Below are 25,953 nucleotides of genomic sequence, written 5' to 3' on the forward strand. Positions count from 1 at the left end.
TTTCGCCGGTTCCCGCCCGGGAACCGGCGAAGGCAGGACGGCTACTTGGTGACGTCCTTCAGGTGCAGCAGGAACGACGGCTGGAGCTTGAAGCCTTGCACGGCTGCGGTGGTCACTGCGTTCTGGACCCAGTTCGACACGAAGAGCCAAGGTGCATCCTCATGGACGATCTCCTGCACTTTCTCATAAAGCTCGGCGCGCTCAGCCTGGTCGGTGGAGGTCCGGGCTTTGGCCAGCAGTTCGTCGACTTCCGGGTTGGAATAGTAGCCGGAGTTGAAGCCACCATTTTCCGGCGAGGCCTCGGTTCGAAGCGTCAGATAGGGCACCGTGTCGGGATCGTTGGTCATCCAGGCCATCTCAGCCATGTCGGCCTTGCCTTCCAGCCCTTCGTTCACCCGCCCCAGGAACGTGTTCCACTCGTAGGTCTCTATGGCGACATCGAAACCGACGGCCTGCAGGTCCGCCTGTATGGCGGCGCCCATTGTGACGGGGTTGAGCATTCCAGAGCCGCCCTCGGTCACGTAGAAGGTAATCTTCGGATTTTCGACGCCCGCTTCGGCGAGCAGCTGCTTCGCACGTGCCGGGTCGTGGGGGTAGGGCTCCACCGAGCTTTGGACCCAATTGAAGGCGGGCGGGATCGGCCCCGCGGCAACGGTGGCGGTGCCCTGAAGCACATCGTTGACGAGGGTTTCCTTGTTGACGGCATAGTTCGCAGCCTGCCGGACAAGCTTGTCGGCGAAGGGGCCCTCCTTGGTGTTGAGGATGGCGAACCACACATGCGGGCCGGCCTGCTCCACAACATTCAGGTTGGCGTCGGAGCGGAATGACGCTAGGCTGTCCGGCGGCACTTCCACCATGATGTCGATGCCGCCTGCCATCATTTCCGCGATGCGCGTGTTGGCATCGGTGATCGGCCGAAAGACAACCGCCTCCAGCGCCGGCGCGCCGTCCCAATAATCGTTGTTGCGTTCAGCAGCCACGAGCTGGTTGGACTTCCACTCTGCGAACCTGAACGGCCCGGTTCCCGACGGATTGCGTCCGAAATCCTTGCCATGCTGCTCCACCGCGGCCGGCGAGACGATCAGGCCTGTCGGATAGGCGAGGTTGGACAGGAAGGGCGCGAAGGGTTCGTTCAGCTTGAACTCGACGGTGCTGTCGTCGATGACGTTGACCGCCTCGACAGCCGAGAAATTGAAGGACAGCGGGAAAGGTCCCGTATCGTGGAAGGGATGGTCGTCCTTCAGCATCCGGTCGAAGTTGAACTTCACCGCTTCGGCATTGAACGCAGAGCCGTCATGGAACCTAACGCCTTGCCGGAGCTTGAAGGTATAGGTCTTACCGTCATCGGAGATCGTCCAGCTCTCCGCCAGCGCCGGCTCCACCTCGAGCGTCCCATCCTTGTAGCGGACGAGCCCGTCATAAAGGTTGACCAGGATACGGAAGTCATTCGTTGCAGTGACTGCATGAGGATCGAGCGACTTCGGCTCGGCGATCTGCCCGACGACCAGAACATTCGGGGGTGTCTGCGCTGCCGCCGAAACGCCAAACAGCGCAAGCGCGGTGACTACGACCGCGCGGTGAAACAGCCTCTTCATGGGGAAGATCCTTTCGATTTGGCCCGTTTGGCAGGTAACTTAACCCCCTGATCCGCGATGGCAAGGATGAAGGGTCCACGCATCGCGGCTTGCAGCTATCGCCCAAGCGTGCCGCCAGCTCCGCCTGTCATTCCTGCATGGTTCTGGGCCGGTCGGTTGCGCAGTGGGATTGCGGCTCTCGGTTCATTGCAGGAGCGTGCGCAACCTCGAGGCCCGTTCAACGGACGGAGAATTCCTGAGCGCGGATATAGAGGGTCCTGAGCCCACCCAAGTGGTTGGCGGCGAAGGCCTTCAGCGCTCCGTCCTGCCCGGTCTGCTGATACTCCTCTATCAGCTGGATCATGCTTTCCAGCGCCAGCACCTGGGCTGAGAAGTAGGCGTTGCTGAACTGCTCCTCAGTTGCCGTCTCGAGAGCCTGAAGCTTGTTCTGATATTCCTGAGACAGTTCGGGCGAGGGATCGAGGCCCTCCTGTCTGATCGCTTCCACAAGCTCCACCCCGAACCCCTGCCGCATCTGATCCGTTACCGTCTGGGCGAAGGTCTTGACGAATTCCTCCTGTCCGCGAGACGCCGCAACCTCTGCCGACTTCAGCACGAAGTTGCTTAGGCTGGTCAGACGGTCGGCGAACATCCGCTTCTCATCCTGCTGGGCAAAAGCCGGCGCGAGGCCAGCCGGCAGGAACAGCAGGACAAGAATCAATATGCCGGGGAGAGACCTGTACATCCGAATACCTTCCGTTGGGACGATCGCTATCGCGCCCGCGATCCGAAGCGCGAGGCCCAAGGAGCGAACCGGATCGACCCTCCGAAGTTCCACCAACGGGCATAGGCGTCCGCGAGCGACGTGAATGCCCCCATCATGGCCGAGTTGATGGGGACCGCTCGACCGGCAGAGCCCGGTTCAGCCAGAGATCAGCCGTGGCAGCCAGAGCGAGATCACCGGAAAGGCAATCAACAGTGCCAGCCGCACAAGCTCGCCCAGGAAGAACGGGGCCACACCCTTGAATGTCTGGCTCATCGGCACGTCCTTCGCCAAGGAGCTGATGACAAACACGTTCATCCCGACAGGCGGCGTGATCAACCCGAGCTCCACGACGATCAGCGCCAGGACGCCGAACCAGATCTTCACGTCCTCTGTCGGCATGCCGAAATCGAGTTCGCTCACCACCGGCCAGAAGAAGGGCATGACCAGCAGGATCATCGACATCGAATCCATGAGGCAGCCCAGGACGATCAGCGCAAGAAGCAGCAGGATGAGGATCACCATCGGCGAGAGCCCGGAATTGACCATCATCTCCGCGGCGGCCTGGGGCACACCGCCCCGGGACATGAAGATCTTCAGGAGTTCGGCGCCGAACAGGATCAGATAGATCATCCCGCTGGTTTTCGCCGTCTCCAGCAGCGCCCAGCGATAATCGGACAGGCGCACGCCACGCCTGAGTGACCCGTAGAGCGCCACCAGGGCTACACCGATGGCCGCAGCCGGAGTCGGATTGTAGAGACCGACATAGATGCCACCGATGACGATGACGAAGATGCCGAGAACGGGAACGACCCCCAAGGTGGCCGAAATCCACTCCGACCAGGAGATCCTGTCTCCGGCCGGGCCGGAATCCGGCACGACCCGCACGTAGATTGCGATCACCAGGATGAAGAGCACGACCGCGATCAAACCGGGGAACAGTGCGGCGGCGAACATGGAGACGATATTCGCCTCGACAATGACCGCATACACGACAAGAACGACCGAAGGCGGTATCAGGATTCCCAGAAGGCCACCAGCTGCCAGCGTGCCGGTCGCCAGCGCGCCGGAATAGCGGTACCGCTTCAACTCGGGAAGGGCCACCTGGCCCATGGTGGTGGCCGTCGCCAGCGATGAACCGCAGACGGCGCCGAACCCCGCGCAGGCGGCAATGGCAGACATGGCGACGCCGCCGCGCATACGCCCGAACCAGGCGTTGGCGGCGCGGAAAAGGTCCTGCGACAGGCCAGCGCGGGTGGCGATGTAGCCCATCAGCACGAACATCGGGATGACCGACATGTCATATTTGGAGAACTGGCTGAAACCGAGCGTCTTCAACTGGTTGAGAAGTACCGCGTGGCCGTTCAGGGCGACGGTCCCAAGCGCGCCGACAAGGATCATCGCATAGGCAATCGGCATCCGTATGCCGATGAGGATGACAAGCGCTGCAAGGCCCACAAGCCCGAGTAGGAGACTCTGATCCATGCGTCACATACGTTCCTGCTGTGGGTGAGCGATGTCCCGATAGCTCTCAGCCAGCGTCACCAGCGACGCCAGGACAAGGAGCAGGAGGGAGATGACGATCGGGATGAAAGCGTAGCCGATCGGGATCTGCAGGATTGCCGTCTGATAGTCGTATTCGAACTGGTCGAGCGTCCCGATCCAGGTTCTCCACGCCATGATGGCCGCAAAGACCAGCGCCACGAGCGCGGAGAGCAAGATCAATACCGCACGCGAACGCCGTTTCAGTCCCGATGTGAAGATATCCGCGGTGACGTTGGCATCGGTCAACTGGCAGTATGGCAGGAAGCAGAAGACGCCGACCGCGACACCCAGCTCGGTCAGTTCGAAGTCTCCGGGCAACGGGTTGCCGAACGCACCCGTGATGACGCTGATCGTCTGAATGGCTACCACCAGGAGAATAACGACGCCACCGGCGAGCGCCCAGGCGGTGATGATGCGGTGGGTGAGGCCTTTCAGCCCCACCCCCCTATTGCCGGCTCGTCCGACCGCCATCGTCTTACTTGGCCGAATTGGCCGAGATCAATTCCCGGGCCTTGCTCACCAGGGTCGCGCCGTCGATCCCCTTGCCATCGACCTCATTGACCCAGCGATCGACGACCGGTTCAAGCACCGTCTGGAAGGCTTGTGTCTCTTCCTCGGTCAGCTGGATATGGGTGTTGCCGGCGTCCGTGGCGACCTTGATGCCGCCGTCGTCGATCTGCCGCCAGATATCGGCGGCCTTCGCCAGCCACTCCTCGTTGGAGTTATCGACGAATGCCTTCTGAACATCTTCGGGCAGCGAGTTCCACTTGTCCAGATTCATCGACACCTGGAAGATCGTGGTGCCGAAGCGGGTCATGTCGTGACCCTCGACCTGGTACTCGGTCTGATCCTGGAGCTTCAGGGCCGGGATGATCTCCCAGGGGATCAGGGCGCCGTCGACCACGCCCTTCGAGAAGGCCTGCGGGATATCCGGAACCGGCATGGCCGCCGGCGCCGCGCCGAGGGCTTCGATGACCCATGCGCCGGTGCGGGTTGGAATGCGCATCTTCTTCCCGGCCAGGTCTTCCGGCTTGCGGACTTCGTCCTTGACCATCTGGATGGCCTGGCCTGCATGGCTGTGCAGGAACATCACCTTCACGCCCTTGTACTCTTCGGCAAGGTGCTCGTCGAACATCGCGCGGATCGCCAGATTGGTCGCCTTGATGTCGTTGGTGTGGATGAAGGGAAGTTCGAAGACTTCCGTGCGCGGGAAAAGCCCCGGCGTGTAGCCATTGACCGTCCAGATGAGGTCAACGACGCCGTCGCGAACCTGGCTGATCAGTTCCGGGGGGGCGCCGCCGAGCGACATCGAGGGATAGATCTCGATCTTGACCTTGCCGCCGCTGGCTTCCTCGATGGATTTCGCCCAAGGCTCCAGCATCTGGGTCTGGGCCGGCGACTTCGGGCCCAGGAAATGATGGAGTTTCAGGGTGAATTCCTGCGCGAACGCCGAAGCGCTCAACGCGGTCGTGGCCATGGCCGCCACCAGCAGTGTCTTCAAGGTTTTCATTGGCATTTCCTCCCTGTTTAGCCTCTGAAGCGCCGGCATTGCCGGCATGTTATCACGCCACCCGTATGTCGAGCAGCGCAGTGCGCTTGTTCTGCATCACCTCCGTGACCGCAGCCTCCAGGGCCGCAGGCAGGTCGGCTCGTTCCGTGACCTTCCGTCCCCATGCATTGCTGGCTTCGGCAATCTTGGTGAAATCCGGACTGGGCGAAAGCCCGGTCAGCGGCATCTGGTTCGCCTTGGCCGCATAGCCCTCCGGATACATCATGGTCACGGATTGCCGCACCGCCCCCCATTCCGCATTGTTGAGGATCAGGATCAGCACGGGAATATCGTAGGCTTCCATGATCTGATGGCAGGCCACGGGATTGGCGAACATATAGGATCCGTCGCCCAGCGTCGCGACCACCAGCCTGTCGGGCCGAGCAAGCTTCATTCCCATGGCGCAGGGAAGAGACCAGCCAAGGCCGCCGGAATGCGGCTCCTGGTACCATGCCTGCGGGTGATCAAGCGTCATCGGAGCGAGCGGACATCCGAGTTCCGACAGCACTGTCGCCTCATGTGCCTTCAGCGCTTCGGACAGGCACCAGGCCACATGGGCCTTCGTCATCCGCGGCCCGTCTTCGTCGCGCGCAACGGCAATCTCCGTTTCGCGCTGCTCCGTCAGTCTTGTCCGCAAGGGCCTTGCCCGCGCTTCACGGCCTGCCGGATCGGGATCACCCAGCTTTTCCATCGCAGCGGCCAGCGCAACCAGACCGGCCGAGGTTTCCGTCGCGATCGAGAGATCGGAGCGGAAGTTGCGCACCGGGAAGCGGCTGAAGAGCGGGTTGGGGCCGAGGTGAATGACCTTTGCAGCCGCGGGCGGCGAATGGATCTCCGGCATCCACGGCGCCAGCGCGTCTATGACCAGTACGACATCAGCGTCCTCGAGCCACGGAGCCGGATCGGCACCGGCCCACATCGGATGACTGGTCGGCAGGCCGATTTGCGTCGCCCAGTAATGGACCACGGGAATGGAGAAGCGGTCTGCCAGTTGCGAAAGCGCTGCGAAGCCCTCGGCGTCACCTGCACCGCGTTGCACGAAGATGACCGGCTTCCTCGCTGCCACCAGCCATTCCGCCGCCTGACTAATATCGCTCGCCGAGGCTTCGACGCGCGCGGGCATCATCGTCGGCGTTGCGGCGGTTGCGGATGCATCGATCGTCTCGCTCAGGACTTCGCGCGGCAGGCTGAGATAGACCGGGCCCTTCGGGGTGGAGTTCGCGATCGCGTGGCCGCGGTCGAGCATATCCGATACCTGCTCGGGAAACCGCAGCTCGTAGTCCCACTTGGCGGCCTCCCGCACGAGTGCGGTCTGATCGCGCATCTCCTGACCCCAGCCGATCGGAACCGTACGCGCACCGAAGCGGCCTTTTTCCACGGTCGGTGTCCGGCCTGACATGAGAAGCATCGGAACGTGATCCGTGGCCGCATTGAGCGCACCGATCGCGCCGTTGGCGAGGCCGACATTAGTGTGCAGGATGACCGCCTGCGCCTTGCCGGACAGGAAATAATAGCCATGGGCCATGCCCATGGCTGCATGCTCGTGCGGAATGGTGATGGCCTGCGGCAGCGCAACGCCAGACGCTGCCGCTTCGGCCAGGCCCTCGATGATGGGCGGGAAATCAGTCCCGGAATTTGCGAACACGTAGTCGACGCCAAGCGTCTTCAGCCGGCTGAAGATAACACTGCCGGCTACCACCTGCCCATCGCCACTCCTCAACGCATCCACCCAGGCCCTCCGATCCGCTTGACATTTCACATATTGAAATACTAATTTCAATATCACGCTGTTTTGCACGTTGTGTCAAGCAGCTTCCAGCAAGTTTGCAGGAACGGTCAGGACCCCATGAGTACGCCCCTCAACAACTCGATCCTCAAGGCAGTCAGCATACTCGACCTTTTCGACGACAAGAGGCAGGAACTGACAGCCCGAGATGTGGCTGAACTTGGGGATATGAACGGCATCACGGCTCATCGGCTCTTGAGAACGCTGGCCGAAGCGGGCCTGCTGACTTCCCCCCGAAAAGGCCTGTACCGACTTGGAAGCAAGCTGATCGACTACGGGGAAAGGGCCAAGAGCTTCAGCCGCCTAGCGGCCCAGATCCAGCCCTTTCTCAATGGGCTGGCCGCGGAGACCAAGGAAGGAGCAATGGCAACGACCTTCGATGGGTCGGTCATCACCTGCATCGCGGCCGCCCATTCAGACCAGACCTTCAGCTTCAATGCGCGCGTTGGCGCCCGCATGGAGGCTTATGCGACAGCCAACGGCAAGCTGTGGCTGGCCATGTCCGAGCCGGCCATGCTCAAAAGCTACCTGAACGCTACGGATCTGACGCCGCTTTCGGCAGACACCGTCTCCGATCCTGACGTTCTGTCACAGGAACTGGAAATCATCCGCCGACAAGGCTTTGCCACGAACTACGGCGAGCGAGAGACGGGGCTCTCGGCCATCGCCGTCCCAGTCAAGACAGCGGCCGGCCACATGGTGGCGGGCATTTCCATATTCGGACCGTCCGCCCGCCTGACTGCCGACCGCCTGGCAAGCCTCCTGCCACTCCTGCAATCGACCGCCGACGAGATCAGACAGGTTCTCTGAGTGGTCTTCAGTCGTAAGCTAGCGCTTACATTTCGCACCCGCAGTGCAGCGGTCAGTCAGAAATCGGGAAAGCAAAACCGGCTTTCACGCGGTCCATCACCACCATGGTCTTGAACCCCTTGATGTCGTGGTTCTCGTAGAAGAACCGGCGGGTAAAGGCCTCATAGTCCTCCATGTCCTTCGCTGTGATGACCAGGATGAAGTCTGCATCTCCGGTGACATAGTAGCCGATCATCACTTCCTTCGTGGCCCGGATCGCGGCCTTGAACCGGTCGACGATGTCCGCCCGTTCGCGTTCAAGGGAGACGAGGACGATCATCGTGATGCCGCGTCCGGCGGCCTTGGGCGAAACGATGGATACATCGGCCTCGATCACGCCTTCCTCACGCAACCGCTTCAATCGCCGCTGGCAGGCAGTCGGTGAAAGATTGATGATCTGCGCCAGTTCGTCCGACGTCAGCCGGTTGTTCTTCTGAACGGCTTCAAGCAGAGCCCGGTCAGCTCTATCAAGCGAGGTCATGCAGAATTCCTGCGTCTGTGGCTGAAGTAAGCCGAATTTCTGCATCGCCTTGCTTGGTGACGCAGCGTCTCGATCTTCGTCCGAGACTAGACTGCGTGTAAACCCCTTGGAGGCCCCATGGAAGGCATCGCTATTGCTGCCCTGAAAAACCTGCGCCGACCGGATCTGCTCGAAAGCCGCGCCTTCTTGAATGGCGAGTGGATGGAGCGCCGCGAAACCCTACGCGTCATCGATCCAGCGACACAGGAACCTCTCGCCGACGTTGCTGCCTGCTCGCTGCAGGATGCGGACGCCGCTGTGGAAACAGCGAAACGTGCCTTCCTCGACTGGCGCGACTGGCTGCCGGCTGCACGTGGGGAGATCCTGCGGACCTGGGCGAGGCTGATGCGGGAGAACGCGCAGGACCTTGCCGTCATCATGACCTGCGAACAGGGCAAGCCGCTGGCGGAATCCCTGGGCGAGATTTCCTATGCGGCAAATTTCCTGGACTGGTTTGCCGCCGAGGGCGAGCGCGCCTACGGCGAGACGATGCCCAGCCATCTGCCCAGCAGCCGCCTTTCGGTGCAGATGCAGCCTCTCGGCGTCACCGTCGCCATCACGCCCTGGAATTTTCCCTCCGCCATGATCACCCGCAAGGCTGGCGCCGCTCTCGCGGCCGGCTGCACGATGATCGTCAAGCCCGCGCCCGAAACGCCGCTTTCGGCGCTTGCCCTGGCCAAGCTCGCCAAGGAGGCCGGTGTGCCGGCGGGCGTTTTCCAGGTTCTCACCGGCGAGGCCGCGCCACTTGCCCGCCGCCTCCTGGAAAATACCGAGGTGCGGGCATTTTCGTTCACCGGCTCGACGGAGGTCGGGCGCATCCTCCTCACCCAGTCCGCCGCGACGGTGAAGAAGGCCTCGCTGGAACTCGGCGGCCATGCGCCGTTCATCCTGTTCGACGATGCTGACATTTCCAGATCCGTCAGCGATTGCATCAAGGCGAAGTTCGCCACGTCCGGCCAGGACTGCCTTGCCGCCAATCGCATCTACGTCCAGCACAGCATCTACAATCGCTTTGTCGAGCAGTTCGCCAAGGCAACCTCCCAGCTTAACGTCGGGCACGGCCTTGAACCCGACGTCGATATCGGCCCGATGACGCTCCCCTCGGTCGGGGAAAAGTGCCGCCAGCAGATCGCGCAGGCCCTTTCAGCCGGCGCGCGTCTCGTCTGCGGGGGGCAGGACAGCCTACTCGGCGGCAATTTCGTCACGCCCACCGTGCTTGCCGATGTCACCGACGACATGCTGGTCGCACGGGAGGAGACTTTCGGGCCGGTGGCCGCGATCCTTCCCTTCGACGACGAGAAAGAGGTGTTGGCGCGTGCCAATGCGAGCGAAATGGCACTCGCAGCCTATGTCTACACAAACGATCTCGGCCGAGCGATGCGTCTTACCGACCGGCTCGAATACGGGATGGTTGCCGTCAACACACCCAAGTTCACCGGCGCGCCGATCCCCTTCGGGGGCTGGAAGCAATCGGGCCTTGGCCGTGAGGGATCACGCCACGGCCTGCTGGAATATCTCGAGGCAAAATACGTCTGCTTCGGCAACCTCGCTGCATGAAAGGAGCCTCCCCATGACCATGAACCTTAACCAGATCGCCGAGATGGACCGCAATTCGGTCCTGCATCCCTTCACGCAGCTCAAGGACTTCGCCTCCGGCAAGATGGGCGACCCGACAATTGTCGAGACCGGCAAGGGCATCCGCATCCAGGATGCACACGGCAAGGAACTGATCGACGGTTTCGCCGGGCTATACTGCGTCAATGTCGGATATGGCCGGACGGAAGTCGCCGAGGCCATTTCGCGCCAGGCCTACCGCCTCGCCTATTACCACTCCTATGCCGCCCACACGACAGATGAACTGGCGATCCTCTCCGATCGCTTGGTGAAGATGGCACCAGGCAAGATGAGCAAGGTGTTCTATGGGATGTCCGGCTCGGACGCCAACGAGACCCAAGCCAAGCTCGTCTGGTACTACAGCAACCTGCGCGGCAAGCCGAACAAGAAGAAGATCATCTCCCGCGAGCGTGGCTATCACGGCTGCAGCGTCGTTTCCGGCTCCATGACCGGCATGAGCTTCTATCACGACCACATGGACCTGCCGCGCGCCGGCATTCTCCATACCGGAGCGCCACATCACTACTGGGGCGGGGAAGCAGGCGAGACGGAGCAGGAATTCTCCAAGCGCCGCGCAGATGAGCTCGAGGCTCTGATCCTGCGCGAAGATCCGGACACGATCGGTGCCTTCATCGCCGAACCCGTTCTCGGCACCGGAGGCATCACGCCGCCGCCGCAGGGCTATTGGGAGGAAGTGCAAAAGGTGCTCGGAAAGTACGACATCCTGCTCATCGCCGACGAGGTCATCACCGGCTTCGGGCGCACCGGCTCCATGTTCGGATCGCAGCATTACGGCATCGAACCCGACCTGATCACCGTCGCGAAGGGACTGACGTCGGCATATTTCCCGCTCTCGGGCGCAATCGTCGGCGAGAAGGTGTTCATGGTCTTGGAAGACGGCGCCGACCGCGTCGGCGCATTCTCCCATGGCTATACCTATTCGGGCCACCCAATCGGCGCCGCCGCGGCGAACGCCGTCCTCGACATTGTCGAGAAGGAGGACCTTCCGGGCAACGCCCGCACGGTGGGCAGCTATTTCCAGGAGCAGCTGAAAGCGAAGTTCGCACAGCTCCCGATCGTGGGCGAAGTACGCGGCGTGGGACTGATGGGGGCGATTGAGTTCGTCGCAGACCGGGAGAAGAAGACGCGGTTCAAGCCGAACCTGACGGTCGGAGCACGCGTGTCGAAGGCGGCGCGCGAGCGCGGCCTCATCGCCCGCGCCATGCCGCATGGCGACATCCTCGGCTTCGCGCCGCCGCTGGTGACGACGAAGGCCGAGGTCGACGAGATCGTCTCCATTGCCGAAGCCGCGGTTCGTGCCGTCATGGACGATCTGGTGCGAGCCGGAGAGGTCGTTTGACCTGTCTGGTTCGGCGGCCTTTGCCCTAGGTCACTGCTGGTCTCGTCTACAGCGCCGTGCCTATGCTGAAGGCAAAGGCAGCGTGCAACTTGCATAGTGCTTCATCTTTTGCACTGAAGCATGCATAATGTCATGAAATCATGCTCTCGAATAACGAGTCAATTTCATGCGTCGCCAAGCCAATCCGCTCGCCACCGGTCCAGTTCTCGCGACGAGACAAGTGCCGTGGCGACCGGACCTCACCAAGCAGAAGGGTGTGACGAAGCACGCGGCGCTGACCGAGCGCATCATCGCCGATATCGATGCGGGCGTGCTGAAGCCGATGGATCGTATGCCGACGCATCGCGACCTGGCGCGCGATCTCGGTCTTTCGGTCCAGACCGTCAGCCTCTCCTACAAGGAAGCGGAACGGCTGGGCTTCCTCAGCGGTGAGATCGGCCGCGGCACCTTCGTCAAGGCGCGGGTGACCGATCGTGCTGGGCGCATGATGCTCGATCACAGCCCCAACGAGGTGCTCGATCTTTCCATCATCCGCGGGGTCTATCTCGACGAGCATGAGGCGGCCTGCCGCGAGATCTTCCACGAGCTTGCCGAAAGCGACACTGCAAGCTTCATGCGCCCCTGTCGGCCGATTGCCGGCCTTGAGCGGCATCGCGAGACGGCGCGCCTCTGGCTGCGCAGACTGGGCGTCACGGCCGGTGCCGATCGCATCCTCGTCACCAATGGCGCGGCCCACGGTGTCTTTCTCGCGCTCAGCTGCATCGTGCGCTCCGGCGACGTCGTGCTGTGCGAAAACCTGACCGATCACGGCATCATCGGCCTCTCCAACGTCCTTGGCTTCAGCCTGAAGGGCCTGCCCACGGACAGCGAAGGAATCCTGCCTGACGCGCTGGAGGCGGCTTGTGCTGCCGGCGGCGTACGCGCGATGGTCCTGATCCCGACTCTCAACAACCCGACGGGACACGTCATGGGGGCGGCACGGCGGCAGGAAATCGCCGCCATAGCCGCTCGCTACGGCATCTTCGTCGTCGAGGATGAAGTCTGCCGCCCGATGATCGACGAGGATCTCCCGTCCGTCGCGGAAATGCTGCCGGAGCTTGGCTTCTTCGTCACCAGCTTTACCAAGACCGTGCTGACGGGGCTGCGCGCCGGCTATCTGGTCGTCCCCCCGTCCTATTCGATCCGCGCTGCGTCGATCCTGCGCGTGTCGAGCTGGAGCGGCACCTATCTGAGCGGTGAGATCGCGACCCGATGGATCGAGAACGGTACGGCCCAGAGGCTGCTTGAGATCCAACGCCGGGAAGCCCGTGCGCGCCAGTCTATCGCGACTACAGTCCTTGGAGGTCACGTCGCCTCCAGCCACCCGCTCGCACTTTGTGCCTGGTTGAAGGTTCCGGCTCACTGGACCGAAGACGGGCTGGTGCGCGCGCTTGCCAATCAGAACGTCGCCGTCTCGCCATCGGAACCGTTCATCGCTGGCGCCGGTCACGGCGGTGGCATCCGCATCTGCCTTGGCGGACGGATGAGCCATGCGACGCTCAGCAACGCCCTGACGACCGTTCGCAACACCTTTGAGCAACTGCCGCCCGTCTACGACATAGGCTCCATCGGCTGATCCACGAAACGGAAACATTGAATCATGACAATATAATAATTGACATGATTTTTCTTCGCTCGCAACATGACAATCATGAAGAGCGCGAGCCCGTCCAGAGTGATCGAGAATACTGTTCTGCCGGTTTCCCTGACGGACCTGGAGCGGGCCGCCACACGCATCGAGGGCCGGGTAGTGCGCACGCCTCTCGTTCCCTCTCCCAGCCTGTCCGTACGTTCAGACCAGCCCGTCCGTCTCAAGCTCGAAACACGGCAGCCGATAGGTGCGTTCAAGCTGCGCGGCGCCATGAATGCCATTCTATCGCTTGACGACGCCGCAAGGAGGCGCGGCCTCGTCACTGCCTCGACCGGCAATCACGGTCGCGCCGTCGCCTATGCCGCACGCGAGCTCGGCGTACCGGCCACCATCTGCATGTCATCGCTGGTTCCGGCGAACAAGGTCGAGGCTATCCGTTCGCTCGGTGCCGACATTCGCATCGTCGGCGCCTCCCAGGACGATGCACAGGATGAGGTTGAGCGTCTGGTGCAGAGTTCGAGCCTCACTCCGATCCCGCCCTTTGACGACGTCAACGTGGTGGCTGGTCAGGGCACGATCGGCCTGGAACTCATAGAGGACCTGCCGGATCTCGTGACCGTGCTCGTTCCCCTTTCCGGCGGCGGGCTGGCGGGTGGCATTTCCGTGGCGGTGAAGGCGTTGAAGCCGCAGGCGCGCATCATCGGCATTTCCATGGAGCGCGGTGCGGCCATGCATGCCGCCATCGCGGCCGGCAAGCCAGTCGCGGTCCGCGAGGAGGAGACGCTGGCAGACTCGCTCGGCGGCGGCATCGGGCTGTCAAACCGCGTCACCCTCGCGCTCTGCCGCGACCTTCTCGATGATGTCATCCTGCTGACCGAGGCCGAGATCGCCGCTGGTATCCGGCATGCCGCCCGCGACGAAGGAGAGGTCGTTGAGGGGGCGGGAGCAGTCGGCATCGCCGCTATCCTGGCGGACAAGGTTAAACTCTCCGGCCCCACCGCCGTTATTGTTTCGGGTAGCAACATTGACCCTGCCGTGCACCGCAACCTCATCGGGAGGAGCACCCGATGAGCCGTATCCGCATACTGACGGAAGGGGATCTCCGCGCCATCGTGAAGCTTGATGGCTCTGCTGTCGATTGCGTCGAACAGGCCTTTGCGGCGCTTGCCACCAAGGCTGTGGCGATGCCACCGATCCTGCGCCTCGACATCCCCCAATTTCGCGGCGAGGTGGACGTCAAGACCGCCTACGTGCCGGGCTTCGACAGTTTCGCCCTCAAGGTCAGCCCCGGGTTCTTTGACAATCCCAAGCTCGGCTTGCCCAGCCTCAACGGACTGATGATCCTGCTGAGCGCCAGAACCGGGCTGGTCGAAGCCCTGCTGCTCGACAATGGCTATCTCACCGACGTGCGCACGGCCGCCGCGGGTGCTGTCGCGGCACGCCACCTGTCGCGCGAAGATGCCTCGGTTGCCGCGATCTTCGGCGCGGGGATGCAGGCGCGGTTGCAGCTTCAAGCTCTGGCGCTGGTGCGGCCGATCCGGTCGGCCCGCATCTGGGCGCGTGATCCCGGAAAGGCGCAAGGACTTGCCGATGCGTTCGCACGCGAGCACGGCATTGAGGTCACTGCGGCGGCCAATCCGCGCGAGGTGGTACACGGCGCCGACATCATCGTCACCACCACGCCGGCGGAGAAGCCGATCCTGATGGCAGAGTGGCTGGAGCCGGGCCAGCACCTGACGGCGATGGGCTCGGACGCCGAGCACAAGAACGAGATCGATCCGGCTGTTTTTGCTCGGGCAACCTATGTGGCAGACCGGATCACGCAGACGCGCATCCTCGGCGAACTGCATCATGCCATCGAGGCTGGGACCGCAACCCTGGACCAGCCGTTCACGGAACTTGGAGCCGTCATCGCCGCCAAGGCCAGGGGGCGGATCGGACCCAAGGATATCACCTTCGCCGATCTTACCGGGACCGGCGTGCAGGATACCGCAATCGCCAATCTCGCGCTCGCCCGCGCAGCAGATGCAGGATGCGGCCAGACAATCGAGAATAACGTGAACATGGGAGATGCGGCGTGAGCGTGACGCTGAACTTTACGCGCGAGGAATATGCCGAGCGCTTGTCCAAGACCCGTCGCGCCATGGAAAAGGCCGGGATCGATCTCCTTATCGTCACCGATCCCTCCAACATGCACTGGTTGACCGGATATGACGGCTGGTCCTTCTACGTGCATCAATGCGTGCTGGTGCCGCCGAACGGCGAGCCGATCTGGTATGGCCGCAAGCAGGATGCCAATGGCGCGAAGCGCACCGCCTATATCGAGCACGACAACATCATCGGATATCCCGACCATTACGTGCAGTCGACCGAGCGCCACCCGATGGATCTGCTGTCGCAGATCATCGACGAGCGCAACTGGTCCGGCCTGACTGTCGGCGTCGAGATGGACAACTACTACTTCTCAGCGGCCGCCTTCGCTTCCCTCCAGACGCATCTGCCGAATGCCCGCTTCAAGGATGCGGCGGGCCTCGTCAACTGGCAGCGCGCCGTGAAGAGCCCGACCGAGCTCGACTATATGCGCAAGGCCGGCAAGATCGTCAAACTGATGCACAAGCGGATCGTCGACGTCGTTGAGCCGGGCATGCGCAAGTGCGACCTTGTCGCCGAGATCTACGATGCGGGCATACGCGGCACCGCCGAGTTCGGTGGGGATTACCCGGCGATCGTCCCGCTTCTGCCGTCGGGGGCGGATGCGTCGGCGCCGCACCTGACATGGGACGACAAGCCGATGCGCCTGGGCGAAGGCACGTTCTTCGAGATAGCCGGCGCCTACAAGCGCTACCACTGCCCGCTCTCGCGCACCGTCTTTCTGGGCAAGCCGACGCAGGCTTTCCTCGATGCGGAACAGGCGACGCTGGAAGGGATGGAGGCGGGCCTTGCGGCTGCAAAGCCCGGCAATGCCTGCGAGGACATCGCCAATGCCTTCTTCGCGGTGTTGAAGAAATACGGGATCATCAAGGACAACCGCACCGGCTACCCGATCGGTCTTTCCTATCCGCCGGATTGGGGCGAGCGCACGATGAGTCTGCGCCCTGGCGACCGGACGGAGTTGAAGCCCGGCATGACGTTCCATTTCATGACGGGTCTCTGGCTCGAAGATATGGGGCTGGAAATCACCGAAAGCATCGCAATCACCGAAACAGGCGTCGAATGTCTCTCGAACGTGCCGCGCCAGTTGTTCGTAAAGGCATGACGTGATGCTGACCACCGCGCCCCGTCCCTCTCCTATCGCTCCTTCAGTCGATTTCGCCATGAAGGGTGTGCAGCACGGCCATCTGCGGCTGCCCTACAGCCGCGATGACAGCGCCTGGGGCTCGGTGATGATCCCGATCTGCGTCATCGCCAATGGCAGCGGCCCGACGGCGCTTCTCACCGGAGCCAATCATGGCGACGAGTATGAGGGCCCGGCCGCTCTCTTCGAACTGGCGCAGACGCTTGATCAGTCGCAGGTGAGCGGGCGCATCATCCTCGTGCCGGCGCTGAACTATCCGGCCTTCAGGGCCGGCACAAGGACTTCGCCGATCGACCGCGGCAACCTCAACCGCAGTTTCCCCGGCCGGCCGGATGGCACGGTGACAGAGAAGATCGCGGACTACGTGACGCGTCACCTGATCCCGTTGGCGGACATCGTGCTCGACTTCCATTCGGGTGGAAAAACCCTCGACTTCCTGCCCTATGCCGCAGCGCACGAACTGCCGGACAAGACGCAGGAGGCACGCTGCTTCGAGGCAGTCGCGGCCTTCTCTGCGCCATACTCGATGAAGATGCTGGAGATCGATGCGGTCGGAATGCTGGATACGACAGCCGAGGAAATGGGCAAGGTGTTCGTCACCACCGAGCTCGGTGGTGCCGGCACGGCGAGCGCCCGCTCCATCGACATCGCTCGCAAGGGCACCCTCAACTTGCTGCGCCACGCCGGAATCCTGAAGGGCGCGCCAGAGATCCGGCCAACCCGTTGGCTGAATATGCCGTCGAGCGACTGCTTCACCTTTGCGGAGGACGACGGGCTGGTCGCATTCGGTCGCAATCTAGGCGATCCGATCGCGGCGGGGGACGTCATCGCCCGCGTCTACCCCGTCAGCAGGACCGGCGTCCCCCCCATTGATTACCGCGCCGCCATGGATGGCGTGCTCGCGGCCCGACACGTCCCAGGCCTCATCAAGGCTGGCGACTGCCTCTCCGTCATCGCAACGATCACGGAGTAGATTGACCGGAAGTACGACGTGAGACCCGAAAACGGGCCACGGAAAAACGCTAACCAGAGGAGAATAGACATGCAGATTTCAAGACTCTCCGGGCTATCCGCCCTTGCGCTCATCATGGGCTTCACGTCTGCCAACGCCCTTACCGTCGAAGAGGTGAAGGAGCAGGGGTATATCCGCGCCGCTACGGCGAACGAAGTCCCTTACTCCTACATGCAGCCCGACGGCACCTCTGCCGGCATCGGACCGGACGTTGCGAATGCCGTCCTGAAATCCATGGGCATCGAGGAGGTCAACTGGACCGTCACGCCGTTCGGGACGCTCATTCCGGGCCTCAAGGCGAAGCGTTTCGACTTCGTCGCGGCAGAGCAGAATATCTCTCCGGAGCGCTGCAAGCAGGTTGCCTTCACGGAGCCGAACTCGTCCTACGGTGAAGGGCTTTTGGTCAAGAAGGGCAACCCCAAGGGACTGACGACCTATGCCGACATTGCCAAGGATCCTTCGCTGACGGTTGCCGTGGTGTCCGGTGCCAACAATGTCGACTTCCTGCGCGCCGTGGGTGTCAAGGACGAGCAGATCGTCTTCATCCAGGCGAATGCGGACGCCATCCCGACCGTCCAGAGCCGGGTCGATGCCTATGCGGCCACCGAACTCACCGTCTCCGAGCTCGCAAAGGGCCAGGAACAGGTCGAGCAAGTTTCCCCCTTCGAAGATCCGATCGTCGACGGTGCACCGGTGCGCAACTATGGCGGCTTTGCCTTCCGTCCGGAAGACAAGGAACTGCGCGACGCCTTCAACGCAGGACTCGTAGAGTTCCGCAAGACCGACGAGTACAAGGCGATCCTTGGCAAATACGGCCTGTCTGAGCAGAGCATCGCGGCCGCCGCTGCGAAGAACGTCGCAGATCTCTGCGCCGGGAAGTAGGGGTGGTCGGCGCCCGGGGTCTCCCGGGCGCTCCAGCTAGCAAGGGAGACACCGAATGGACTGGAGTGCATACCTGCCGATGATCCTGCAAGGTGCTGGTGTCACCATGACGATCACCCTTGCCTCAATCGTGATCGGCGCGGCACTAGCGTTCTTCTTCGGCATCCTGCGCGTCGAGGGCGGGCCGGTGCTGTCGACGATAGCGCTGTGCTACACGGAGGTGTTTCGCGGCACCTCGCTGCTCGTCCAGCTGTTCTGGTTCTATTACGCGCTGCCGCTGGTCGGCCTAAGCTTCGAGCCAATCACGACCGGGATCCTGGTTCTCGCTGCCCACGTCGGCGGCTATGGTGCGGAAATCGTCCGCGGTGCGCTCTCCTCCGTCTCCACGCAGCAGCTGGAGGCTGCCCGAGCCTTGAACTTCAGTCGTTTCCAAACCCTGTTCCGGATCTCGCTGCCGCAGGCGATCGTTGAGATGATGCCCGCCTTCGGCAATCTGGCCATTGAAACGCTGAAGCTCTCCTCGCTCGTCTCGCTGATCTCCATCGCCGATCTCACCTTCACGGCGCAGTCGATCCGCAACCTGACCCTGGACAGCGCAAGCATCTATTCCGTCACGCTGCTGTGCTATTTCGCAATGTCTCTCGTGTTGATGGTCGCCATCCGTATCATCGAACATGTCGTCAGGCGCGGTGACGTCTTCCCCCGTTCGGCCCATTCCTGAGGAAGTGTCATCATGATGTACGGCTACGAATGGGACACGACCACCTGGCTCACCTACACGATCTCGATCCTTCCCATCATTCTCATCGGTCTGACGGTGACCTTGAAGGCTGCGGCGGCGGGCTTCACCATCGCATTGGTCCTAGGCCTGGTGTTCGCGCTGCTACGCCGCAGCAGGCTGAAGGTCATCTCCTGGACGACAGCGTTCGTCGTCGAATTCCTTCGCGATACGCCGCTCCTGGTGCAGCTCTTCTTTCTCTACTACGTGCTGCCGAACTTCGGGATCGTCCTGCCCGCCTTCCTGACGGGTGCGCTGGCACTCGGGCTGCAATACGCCGCCTACACCTCGGAGGTCTACCGCGGCGGTATCGAAGCGGTGGGCCGGGGCCAGTGGGAAGCGGCCACCGCGCTGAACCTCACCCGGATGCAGACCTACCGCGACGTCATCATTCCGCAGGCCATCCCGCGCATCGTGCCGGCCATGGGCAATTATCTCGTCGCGATGATCAAGGAAACGCCGGTGCTTTCCGTCATCACGGTCCTCGAGATGATGGGGCTTGCAAACATGATCGGCGAACGCACCTTCGAGTACCTCGTGCCGCTGACCCTCGTCGGCCTGATCTTCCTACTCCTGACGCTGATTTGCTCCGCCGGCCTTCACCGGCTGCAGAAGGCTCTTCCGAAAGCAGGAATTCCATTGCGATGAATGAAACCACCGATCCGCACATCATCGAGTTCTCAAATGTCACGAAGCGTTTTGGTATCCTGACGGTGCTCGACAACTTCAACTTCTCCGTGGCGAAAGGAGAGAAGGTCACGCTCATCGGTCCCTCCGGCTCAGGCAAGTCCACGGTGCTGCGCATTCTGATGACGCTCGAGCCATTCCAGGAGGGCAAGCTGACGCTTGCGGGAACTTCCTATCACGAGCCGGGTGGCAGAGGACCGTTCCAGGCCTCAGAAAAGCACCTGCGGCAGATCCGCAATCACGTCGGCATGGTCTTCCAGAGTTTCAATCTGTTTCCGCACATGACCGTTCTCCGCAATGTTGTCGAGGCCCCGGTTCGGGTCCTCGGGATGGCGCGGGCGGAGGCGGAGGCGCGGGCGATCGAGTTGCTGCAGATGGTGGGACTGGCGGACAAGAAAGACCACTACCCGGTGCAGCTATCGGGCGGGCAGCAGCAGCGGGTGGCGATCGCCCGGGCTATGGCCATGCGTCCGCGCGTCCTGCTGTTCGACGAGCCGACCTCCGCACTCGATCCGCAATTGGTCGGCGAGGTGCTGTCCGTCATACGCGACCTGGCGCACGAGCATGACCTGACCATGCTGCTCGTGACCCATGAGATGCGATTTGCGCGCGAGGTCTCGGACCGGGTTTGTTTCTTCGACAAGGGGCGGATCTGTGAACAGGGCGCGCCTGAAGAGATTTTCGCCCAGCCAAAGAACGAGCGCACCCGGGAGTTTCTGTCGTCGATCCTGGCCTAGTGGGTCGATCTCGCGGCTTCCGGTTGCCACAGAGCGGCAAGGACTTCAGCAAGCTGCGGCGCCTTCGAGCCCCTTGTCGACACTCATGCTTCAGCGAGATCCTTGAACAGGACATTTTGGTCCATCAGGTAACGGGCAAAGATTGGCAGGCTCGCGCCGCCGATCGCCCGCGCCTGGGCGCCGACCTTGCCTTCGATGATATCGGGGATGATCACACCCTGCAGGTCCAGGCGCGCGACTGCATCGATCGTCGCATTCACCAGCCGCCGCCGCACCCAGTGGGGAAAGCCTCCGTCGATGACCGCCGCCCCGAAGTCGATGACGGAGGCGGCGGCGACGATCGCCTGAGCCAGGGCGGCCGCGCTGTCCTGTATCCAGACTTCCAGCGGCTCGCCGAAATCAATCCAGTCGTCCGCGGAGTACCAGAGCGGCTGCGGGTCGATACCGCTATCGCGGAGCAGGTTCTCCAGCACGAATATCGATGCGATATCCAGCAGCTGCCGGGTCTCTCCGTCCTTTCCCCGCACGGGCAGCGGGCCGATGGCCCCCGCCGTTCCCGTCCGTCCGGAATAGACGGAGGAGTTCAGAACGATGCCGCCGCCGATAAAGGAGCCCACGAAGAGGTAGATGAAATCGGCATAGGATGGGCCCACGCCGAACACCAGCTCGGCACCGCAGGCACTGGTCGCATCGTTCTGCAGGAAGACCGGATAGCTAACCCTCGCCGCTACTTCCGAGTGAAGGTCGAAACTTCGCCAGGTATCCATGGCGCCAGGCGGCGCACCGACCTCGTCCGCCCAGTTCCACAATTCAAACGGCGCAGCAATTCCCAGGCCGGCGATCCTTGAACGTTCGTCAGCGGCCAGTTGACCCTCCAGTCGAGCGATGCCCGAGATGATGATCTCCATGATGCGGTCAGGCTGCGGGTAGGCATATGTTTCGTGGTGCTGGAGACGGATCTGCCCGACGAAGTCCATGAGAACGAGATCTGCGCTCCGGCGGCCAATCTTCACCCCGAAGGAGTAGACCGCATCCGGATTGAGCCGCATCGGCACTGACGGCTGCCCCACCTTGCCGCGAACCGGATCGCCGCGCAGGAGCAATCCCTCGCTCTCCAGCGAGCGCATGATCACCGAAACCGTCTGCGCCGAAAGTCCGCTCCTTCGCGTGATATCCGCTTTGGACAGGGAACCGTGCAGCCGCACGAGGGAAAGCACTAACCGTTCGTTATAGGCCCTAACTCGCACCTGGTTGGCACCGCCCGTCAGCGAACCCTGATGTGGCGAGACCGAATGATGAGCTGTGGCTTCGAAAACAGACATGGTGATCTCCCCCGGTCGCTATACAGCATCCGCCGTGACAGTGGCACACGTGATAAATAAATCAATCCGAATTATTTATTGACAGGCCCCGGTTGGTCATCCTTAATGTTGCCGGGTCGAGGAGATGCAGGCGCCGAACGCGGCTGCATGATCGGCGCCCTAACCCCTGCGGGGGAGTGCACTCTGGGAGGAGAAAAACATGAAGAAGTCGCTTATCGCCACAGCCGTCACCGCCCTTTCTCTGGGCGTTGCCTTGTCTGCACCTGCACAGGCGCAGGAAGTGTCGGCCTGCCTCATTACCAAGACAGATACCAATCCCTTCTTCGTGAAGATGAAGGAAGGTGCGACCGCGAAAGCACAGGAACTGGGTGTCACCCTCAAGTCCTATGCAGGGAAGATCGACGGTGACAGCGAAAGCCAGGTGGCGGCCATCGAGACCTGCATCGCCGACGGCGCGAAAGGCATCCTGCTCACGGCATCGGATACCAAGGGCATCGTTCCTGCCGTTCAGAAGGCGCGGGACGCCGGCATTCTCGTTATCGCTCTCGACACTCCGCTTGAGCCGATCGATGCCGCCGACATGACCTTCGCGACGGACAACCTTCTCGCCGGCGAACTGATCGGCAAATGGGCTGCGGCAACGCTGGGTGACGCTGCAAAGGACGCGAAGATCGCCTTCCTCAACCTTACACCGTCGCAGCCATCGGTCGACGTCTTGCGCAACCAGGGCTTCATGAAGGGCTTTGGCATCGACGTCGCGGACATCAACAAGATCGGCGACGAAACGGATCCCCGTATCGTCGGCCACGATGTCACTAACGGCAACGAGGAGGGCGGGCGCACCGCAATGGAGAACCTTCTGCAGAAGGATCCGACCATCAATGTCGTGCACACCATCAACGAACCTGCCGCCGCCGGGGCTTACGAAGCACTGAAGTCCGTGGGACGCGAAGGGGACGTGCTTGTCGTCTCTGTCGATGGCGGCTGCCCGGGTGTCAAGAACGTGGCCGAGGGCGTCATCGGTGCAACGTCGCAGCAATATCCGCTGCTGATGGCGTCCATGGGCATCGAGGCGATCAAGAAATTTGCCGATTCCGGCGAGAAGCCCGAAGCGACGGAAGGAAAGAACTTCTTCGACACGGGTGTCGCCCTCGTCACCGACAAGCCCGTGGACGGCGTGGAGTCGATCGACACGAAGGAAGGCACGGACAAGTGCTGGGGCTGAGGCCAGCCTGATCATGCGATATCGTGGGCGGTCTGCGGATCGCCCACCCCACGCACCGGTTGCTGAAACGACCGACGGGTGGCTTGCGCATACGCGCGAACGAGCAGTTGCGGCGTGAAGGCTAACCCACTCCGCCAACGCCTCAGATGGGAGGTACACGATGAGCGAGCCACAGTCTGCAGCGCATCCGCATGATGAATACGAGAAGGTGCTGTCCGAGAGCTCCAGCCAGGTCGCCTCGTTCGACCTGCACGACAAATCCCTTCTGCAAAAGTGCCAGCATTACCTGCATTCAAATCCGGCCGCGGTACCGCTGATCGTTCTGGTGTTTTCGGTTCTGGTCTTTGGTATCCTGTTGGGCAGCAAGTTCTTCTCGGCCTTCACGCTGACGCTGATCCTGCAGCAGGTCGCGATCGTCGGCATCGTCGGAGCCGCACAAACGCTCGTGATCCTGACCGCCGGAATCGACCTCTCCGTCGGCGCCATCATGGTGCTTTCCTCGGTGGTCATGGGTCAGTTTACGTTCCGCTATGGCCTCCCACCAACCCTCTCGATCATGTGCGGCTTCGCTGTCGGCGCCTTTTGCGGCTGGATCAACGGGCAGCTCGTTGCCCGGATGAAGCTTCCACCCTTCATCGTGACCCTGGGTATGTGGCAGATCGTGCTGGCTACCAACTTTCTATATTCCGCCAACGAAACCATCCGCTCGCAGGATATCTCGCAGCAGGCCCCGATTTTGCAGTTCTTCGGCCAGAACCTTCGGATTGGGAGCGCGGTCTTCACCTATGGCGTCATCGGCATGGTACTCTTGGTCGCGCTGCTCTGGTACGTTCTGAACCGGACCGCCTGGGGCCGACATGTCTATGCCGTGGGCGATGACCCGGATGCTGCCGAGCTCGCGGGCGTCAATGTCCGGCGCATGTTGATTTCCGTCTATACACTCTCCGGTCTCATCTGTGCCTTTGCGGGATGGGCTCTCATCGGCCGGATTGGATCCGTGTCCCCAACCGCCGGACAATTCGCAAACATCGAGTCGATCACCGCCGTCGTCATCGGAGGCCTCTCCCTCTTTGGCGGACGCGGCTCAATCCTCGGCATGCTCTTCGGCGCGCTGATCGTCGGCGTATTCTCCCTCGGATTGCGCCTGGTCGGCACCGACCCACAATGGACCTATCTGTTGATCGGCGTGCTGATCATTACCGCCGTCGCTATCGACCAGTGGATAAGAAAGGTAGCAGGCTGATGAACCTGGAACCCATCCTCAGCGCCCGCGGCCTCGTCAAACGCTATGGTCGCGTCACCGCCCTCGACAATGCCGATTTCGACCTCTACCCGGGCGAGATCCTCGCAGTGATCGGCGACAATGGCGCGGGCAAATCCTCGATGATCAAGGCGATCTCCGGTGCCATCTCGCCGGATCAGGGAGAAATCCGGCTCGAAGGGCAACCGGTATACTTCCGCTCACCGATCGACGCGCGCAAGGCAGGAATAGAAACGGTTTACCAGAACCTCGCGCTATCACCTGCTCTCTCCATCGCCGACAACATGTTTCTCGGACGCGAACTGCGGAAACCGGGAATTGCCGGAAAGTGGTTCCGAAAGCTCGACCGTACCGCAATGGAACGCTTTGCGCGCGACAAGCTTTCCGAGCTTGGCCTGATGACGATCCAGAATATCAACCAGGCCGTCGAAACCCTTTCCGGCGGTCAACGCCAAGGGGTGGCGGTCGCCCGGGCGGCGGCTTTCGGCTCCAAGGTCATCATCCTGGATGAGCCGACGGCGGCACTGGGTGTCAAGGAAAGCCGCCGAGTCCTCGAACTCATCCTGGACGTCCGCCGCCGAGGCATCCCGATCGTGCTCATATCGCACAACATGCCGCATGTCTTCGAGGTGGCCGATCGCATCCATGTCCATCGCCTTGGACGCCGCCTCTGCGTCATCGATCCCAAGGAACACAGCATGTCCGACGCGGTGGCCTTCATGACGGGTGCGAAGGCACCCCCTACGGAAGCTGCCGCTGCATGACGCCACCTATCGAGGACGTCGCTGCGGATCTCCTTGCCAGAGCTGTCGGACGCACGCGTTTCGTTGTCTGTATTGCAGGCCCTCCCGGTGCCGGCAAATCCACCTTTGTCGATGAGTTGTCGAAGGCGTTGGCTCGGCAGGGTGCATCCGCGGCGATCGTTCCGATGGACGGGTTCCATCTGGACGATTCAGTGCTGCGCGACCGGGGATTGTTGGGGCGGAAAGGCGCACCGGAAACCTTCGACGTCCGTGGGCTTCTGGATATTGTTCGCGCCATCCGATCCGCACAGGAGGAAGTATTCGTCCCTCTCTTCGACCGATCACGGGAGCTCGCAGTCGCCGCGGCGCGCGCCATCGCGCCTGCGGACCGCATCGTTCTGCTGGAGGGAAACTACCTGCTGCTTGACCAGCACCCGTGGCGCCTGCTGTCTGGCCTTGTCGATTTCTCAATCATGCTGATGCCGCCGGCGGACATCCTTGAGGGAAGACTGATGGAAAGGTGGCTGGGGCTTGGAATGTCGCAGGCGCAGGCACGTGCAAAGGTCATGGAGAACGACCTGCCGAACGGATCGCTGGTGCGAACCTGCAGCCGCCGCGCCGACATCATCCTTTCTTGAACGTCATCATCAACCGCCCGCCGCAGCGGCTGCGGGGCTGCCTGCAGCCGCTGCGGCAAGCTCGAGCTCCGCGACTGCCATCATGAGCGGGCCGGCTTCCTTCGCATCATCGGTCACAACGGGTTCCGAAAGACAGTATGCGGGAGTCGGACCGCCCTCTGAAAAGTGCTCCTCGCTGAAGTC

24 protein-coding genes are annotated in these 25,953 nt (G+C 62.2%); 16 read left to right on the forward strand and 8 right to left on the reverse strand.

Annotated elements, in window-relative coordinates:
• Positions 1–41 precede the first annotated feature (41 nt).
• The 6 genes from FN060_RS16935 to FN060_RS16960 form a co-directional block, all read right to left on the reverse strand.
• On the reverse strand, positions 42–1,595 hold the full coding sequence (locus tag FN060_RS16935; RefSeq protein ID WP_142589105.1) for an ABC transporter substrate-binding protein: 1,554 nt from the start codon (positions 1,593–1,595) through the stop codon (positions 42–44).
• A 217-nt stretch (positions 1,596–1,812) separates the two neighbouring features.
• The gene (locus FN060_RS16940; protein ID WP_142589106.1) at positions 1,813–2,319 is read right to left on the reverse strand and encodes a DUF4142 domain-containing protein; all 507 of its coding nucleotides are present in this window, start codon (positions 2,317–2,319) and stop codon (positions 1,813–1,815) included.
• A gap of 177 nt (positions 2,320–2,496) precedes the next feature.
• Complete coding sequence (locus FN060_RS16945; RefSeq protein WP_142589107.1) at positions 2,497–3,822, reverse strand: TRAP transporter large permease; 1,326 nt, start codon at positions 3,820–3,822, stop codon at positions 2,497–2,499.
• A gap of 3 nt (positions 3,823–3,825) precedes the next feature.
• Positions 3,826–4,353 (reverse strand): TRAP transporter small permease, encoded by a 528-nt coding sequence (locus FN060_RS16950; protein ID WP_127601199.1) that lies wholly within the window; start codon positions 4,351–4,353, stop codon positions 3,826–3,828.
• 4 nt (positions 4,354–4,357) lie between these two features.
• On the reverse strand, positions 4,358–5,392 hold the full coding sequence (locus tag FN060_RS16955) for a TRAP transporter substrate-binding protein (RefSeq protein WP_142589108.1): 1,035 nt from the start codon (positions 5,390–5,392) through the stop codon (positions 4,358–4,360).
• A gap of 52 nt (positions 5,393–5,444) precedes the next feature.
• Positions 5,445–7,160, reverse strand: coding sequence for a thiamine pyrophosphate-requiring protein (locus tag FN060_RS16960; RefSeq protein WP_244665840.1), 1,716 nt, complete (start codon positions 7,158–7,160; stop codon positions 5,445–5,447).
• 117 nt (positions 7,161–7,277) lie between these two features.
• On the opposite strand from FN060_RS16960, the gene FN060_RS16965 reads away from it, so the two are divergent.
• Positions 7,278–8,027 (forward strand): IclR family transcriptional regulator, encoded by a 750-nt coding sequence (locus tag FN060_RS16965; protein ID WP_142589109.1) that lies wholly within the window; start codon positions 7,278–7,280, stop codon positions 8,025–8,027.
• A gap of 52 nt (positions 8,028–8,079) precedes the next feature.
• On the opposite strand, the gene FN060_RS16970 is transcribed toward FN060_RS16965, so the two are convergent.
• Positions 8,080–8,547 carry an Lrp/AsnC family transcriptional regulator gene (locus FN060_RS16970; protein ID WP_142589110.1) on the reverse strand — a complete coding sequence of 156 codons (468 nt, stop codon included), beginning with the start codon at positions 8,545–8,547 and terminating at the stop codon, positions 8,080–8,082.
• A 117-nt stretch (positions 8,548–8,664) separates the two neighbouring features.
• Between FN060_RS16970 and FN060_RS16975 the strand changes: the two genes are divergently transcribed.
• The 11 genes from FN060_RS16975 to ehuA all read left to right on the forward strand — a co-directional run bounded on the left by FN060_RS16975 (position 8,665) and on the right by ehuA (position 20,581).
• Positions 8,665–10,143 (forward strand): NAD-dependent succinate-semialdehyde dehydrogenase, encoded by a 1,479-nt coding sequence (locus FN060_RS16975; RefSeq protein WP_142589111.1) that lies wholly within the window; start codon positions 8,665–8,667, stop codon positions 10,141–10,143.
• Between the two features lie 13 nt (positions 10,144–10,156).
• Positions 10,157–11,560, forward strand: coding sequence for an aspartate aminotransferase family protein (locus FN060_RS16980; protein ID WP_142589112.1), 1,404 nt, complete (start codon positions 10,157–10,159; stop codon positions 11,558–11,560).
• A gap of 166 nt (positions 11,561–11,726) precedes the next feature.
• The gene (gene ehuR / locus FN060_RS16985) at positions 11,727–13,175 is read left to right on the forward strand and encodes a MocR-like ectoine utilization transcription factor EhuR (RefSeq protein WP_142589113.1); all 1,449 of its coding nucleotides are present in this window, start codon (positions 11,727–11,729) and stop codon (positions 13,173–13,175) included.
• Between the two features lie 66 nt (positions 13,176–13,241).
• On the forward strand, positions 13,242–14,261 hold the full coding sequence (gene eutB / locus FN060_RS16990; protein WP_183949767.1) for a hydroxyectoine utilization dehydratase EutB: 1,020 nt from the start codon (positions 13,242–13,244) through the stop codon (positions 14,259–14,261).
• Positions 14,258–15,271, forward strand: coding sequence for an ectoine utilization protein EutC (gene eutC, locus FN060_RS16995; protein ID WP_142589115.1), 1,014 nt, complete (start codon positions 14,258–14,260; stop codon positions 15,269–15,271). The genes eutB and eutC overlap by 4 nt, the downstream gene beginning before the upstream one ends.
• A complete protein-coding gene (gene doeA / locus FN060_RS17000; RefSeq protein ID WP_142589116.1) occupies positions 15,268–16,446 on the forward strand; it encodes an ectoine hydrolase DoeA in 1,179 nt (392 codons plus the stop codon). The genes eutC and doeA overlap by 4 nt, the downstream gene beginning before the upstream one ends.
• A gap of 4 nt (positions 16,447–16,450) precedes the next feature.
• On the forward strand, positions 16,451–17,458 hold the full coding sequence (doeB, locus tag FN060_RS17005; protein ID WP_142589117.1) for a N(2)-acetyl-L-2,4-diaminobutanoate deacetylase DoeB: 1,008 nt from the start codon (positions 16,451–16,453) through the stop codon (positions 17,456–17,458).
• Between the two features lie 69 nt (positions 17,459–17,527).
• Positions 17,528–18,379, forward strand: a complete 852-nt coding sequence (gene ehuB / locus FN060_RS17010) for an ectoine/hydroxyectoine ABC transporter substrate-binding protein EhuB (protein WP_052640923.1) — start codon at positions 17,528–17,530, stop codon at positions 18,377–18,379.
• 55 nt (positions 18,380–18,434) lie between these two features.
• A complete protein-coding gene (gene ehuC / locus FN060_RS17015) occupies positions 18,435–19,100 on the forward strand; it encodes an ectoine/hydroxyectoine ABC transporter permease subunit EhuC (protein WP_142589118.1) in 666 nt (221 codons plus the stop codon).
• A gap of 12 nt (positions 19,101–19,112) precedes the next feature.
• Positions 19,113–19,805, forward strand: coding sequence for an ectoine/hydroxyectoine ABC transporter permease subunit EhuD (gene ehuD, locus FN060_RS17020; RefSeq protein ID WP_142589119.1), 693 nt, complete (start codon positions 19,113–19,115; stop codon positions 19,803–19,805).
• A complete protein-coding gene (gene ehuA / locus FN060_RS17025) occupies positions 19,802–20,581 on the forward strand; it encodes an ectoine/hydroxyectoine ABC transporter ATP-binding protein EhuA (RefSeq protein WP_142589120.1) in 780 nt (259 codons plus the stop codon). Before ehuD ends, ehuA begins: the two co-directional genes overlap by 4 nt.
• An 83-nt stretch (positions 20,582–20,664) precedes the next feature.
• Here ehuA and FN060_RS17030 read toward each other — a convergent pair whose 3' ends face one another.
• Positions 20,665–21,903, reverse strand: coding sequence for an ROK family transcriptional regulator (locus FN060_RS17030; protein WP_142589121.1), 1,239 nt, complete (start codon positions 21,901–21,903; stop codon positions 20,665–20,667).
• Positions 21,904–22,102: 199 nt separating this feature from the next.
• Here FN060_RS17030 and FN060_RS17035 point away from each other — a divergent pair, with 199 nt between their 5' ends.
• The 4 genes from FN060_RS17035 to FN060_RS17050 all read left to right on the forward strand — a co-directional run bounded on the left by FN060_RS17035 (position 22,103) and on the right by FN060_RS17050 (position 25,770).
• Positions 22,103–23,128 carry a sugar ABC transporter substrate-binding protein gene (locus FN060_RS17035; RefSeq protein ID WP_142589122.1) on the forward strand — a complete coding sequence of 342 codons (1,026 nt, stop codon included), beginning with the start codon at positions 22,103–22,105 and terminating at the stop codon, positions 23,126–23,128.
• Positions 23,129–23,288: 160 nt separating this feature from the next.
• Positions 23,289–24,371, forward strand: a complete 1,083-nt coding sequence (locus FN060_RS17040) for an ABC transporter permease (protein WP_142589123.1) — start codon at positions 23,289–23,291, stop codon at positions 24,369–24,371.
• Positions 24,371–25,153 (forward strand): ATP-binding cassette domain-containing protein, encoded by a 783-nt coding sequence (locus FN060_RS17045; RefSeq protein WP_142589124.1) that lies wholly within the window; start codon positions 24,371–24,373, stop codon positions 25,151–25,153. The genes FN060_RS17040 and FN060_RS17045 overlap by 1 nt, the downstream gene beginning before the upstream one ends.
• Positions 25,150–25,770 (forward strand): nucleoside/nucleotide kinase family protein, encoded by a 621-nt coding sequence (locus tag FN060_RS17050; protein WP_142589125.1) that lies wholly within the window; start codon positions 25,150–25,152, stop codon positions 25,768–25,770. The genes FN060_RS17045 and FN060_RS17050 overlap by 4 nt, the downstream gene beginning before the upstream one ends.
• Positions 25,771–25,953 lie beyond the last annotated feature (183 nt).

The organism is Pseudorhizobium halotolerans (assembly GCF_902153235.2).
GTDB classification, from domain to species: domain Bacteria; phylum Pseudomonadota; class Alphaproteobacteria; order Rhizobiales; family Rhizobiaceae; genus Neorhizobium; species Neorhizobium flavum.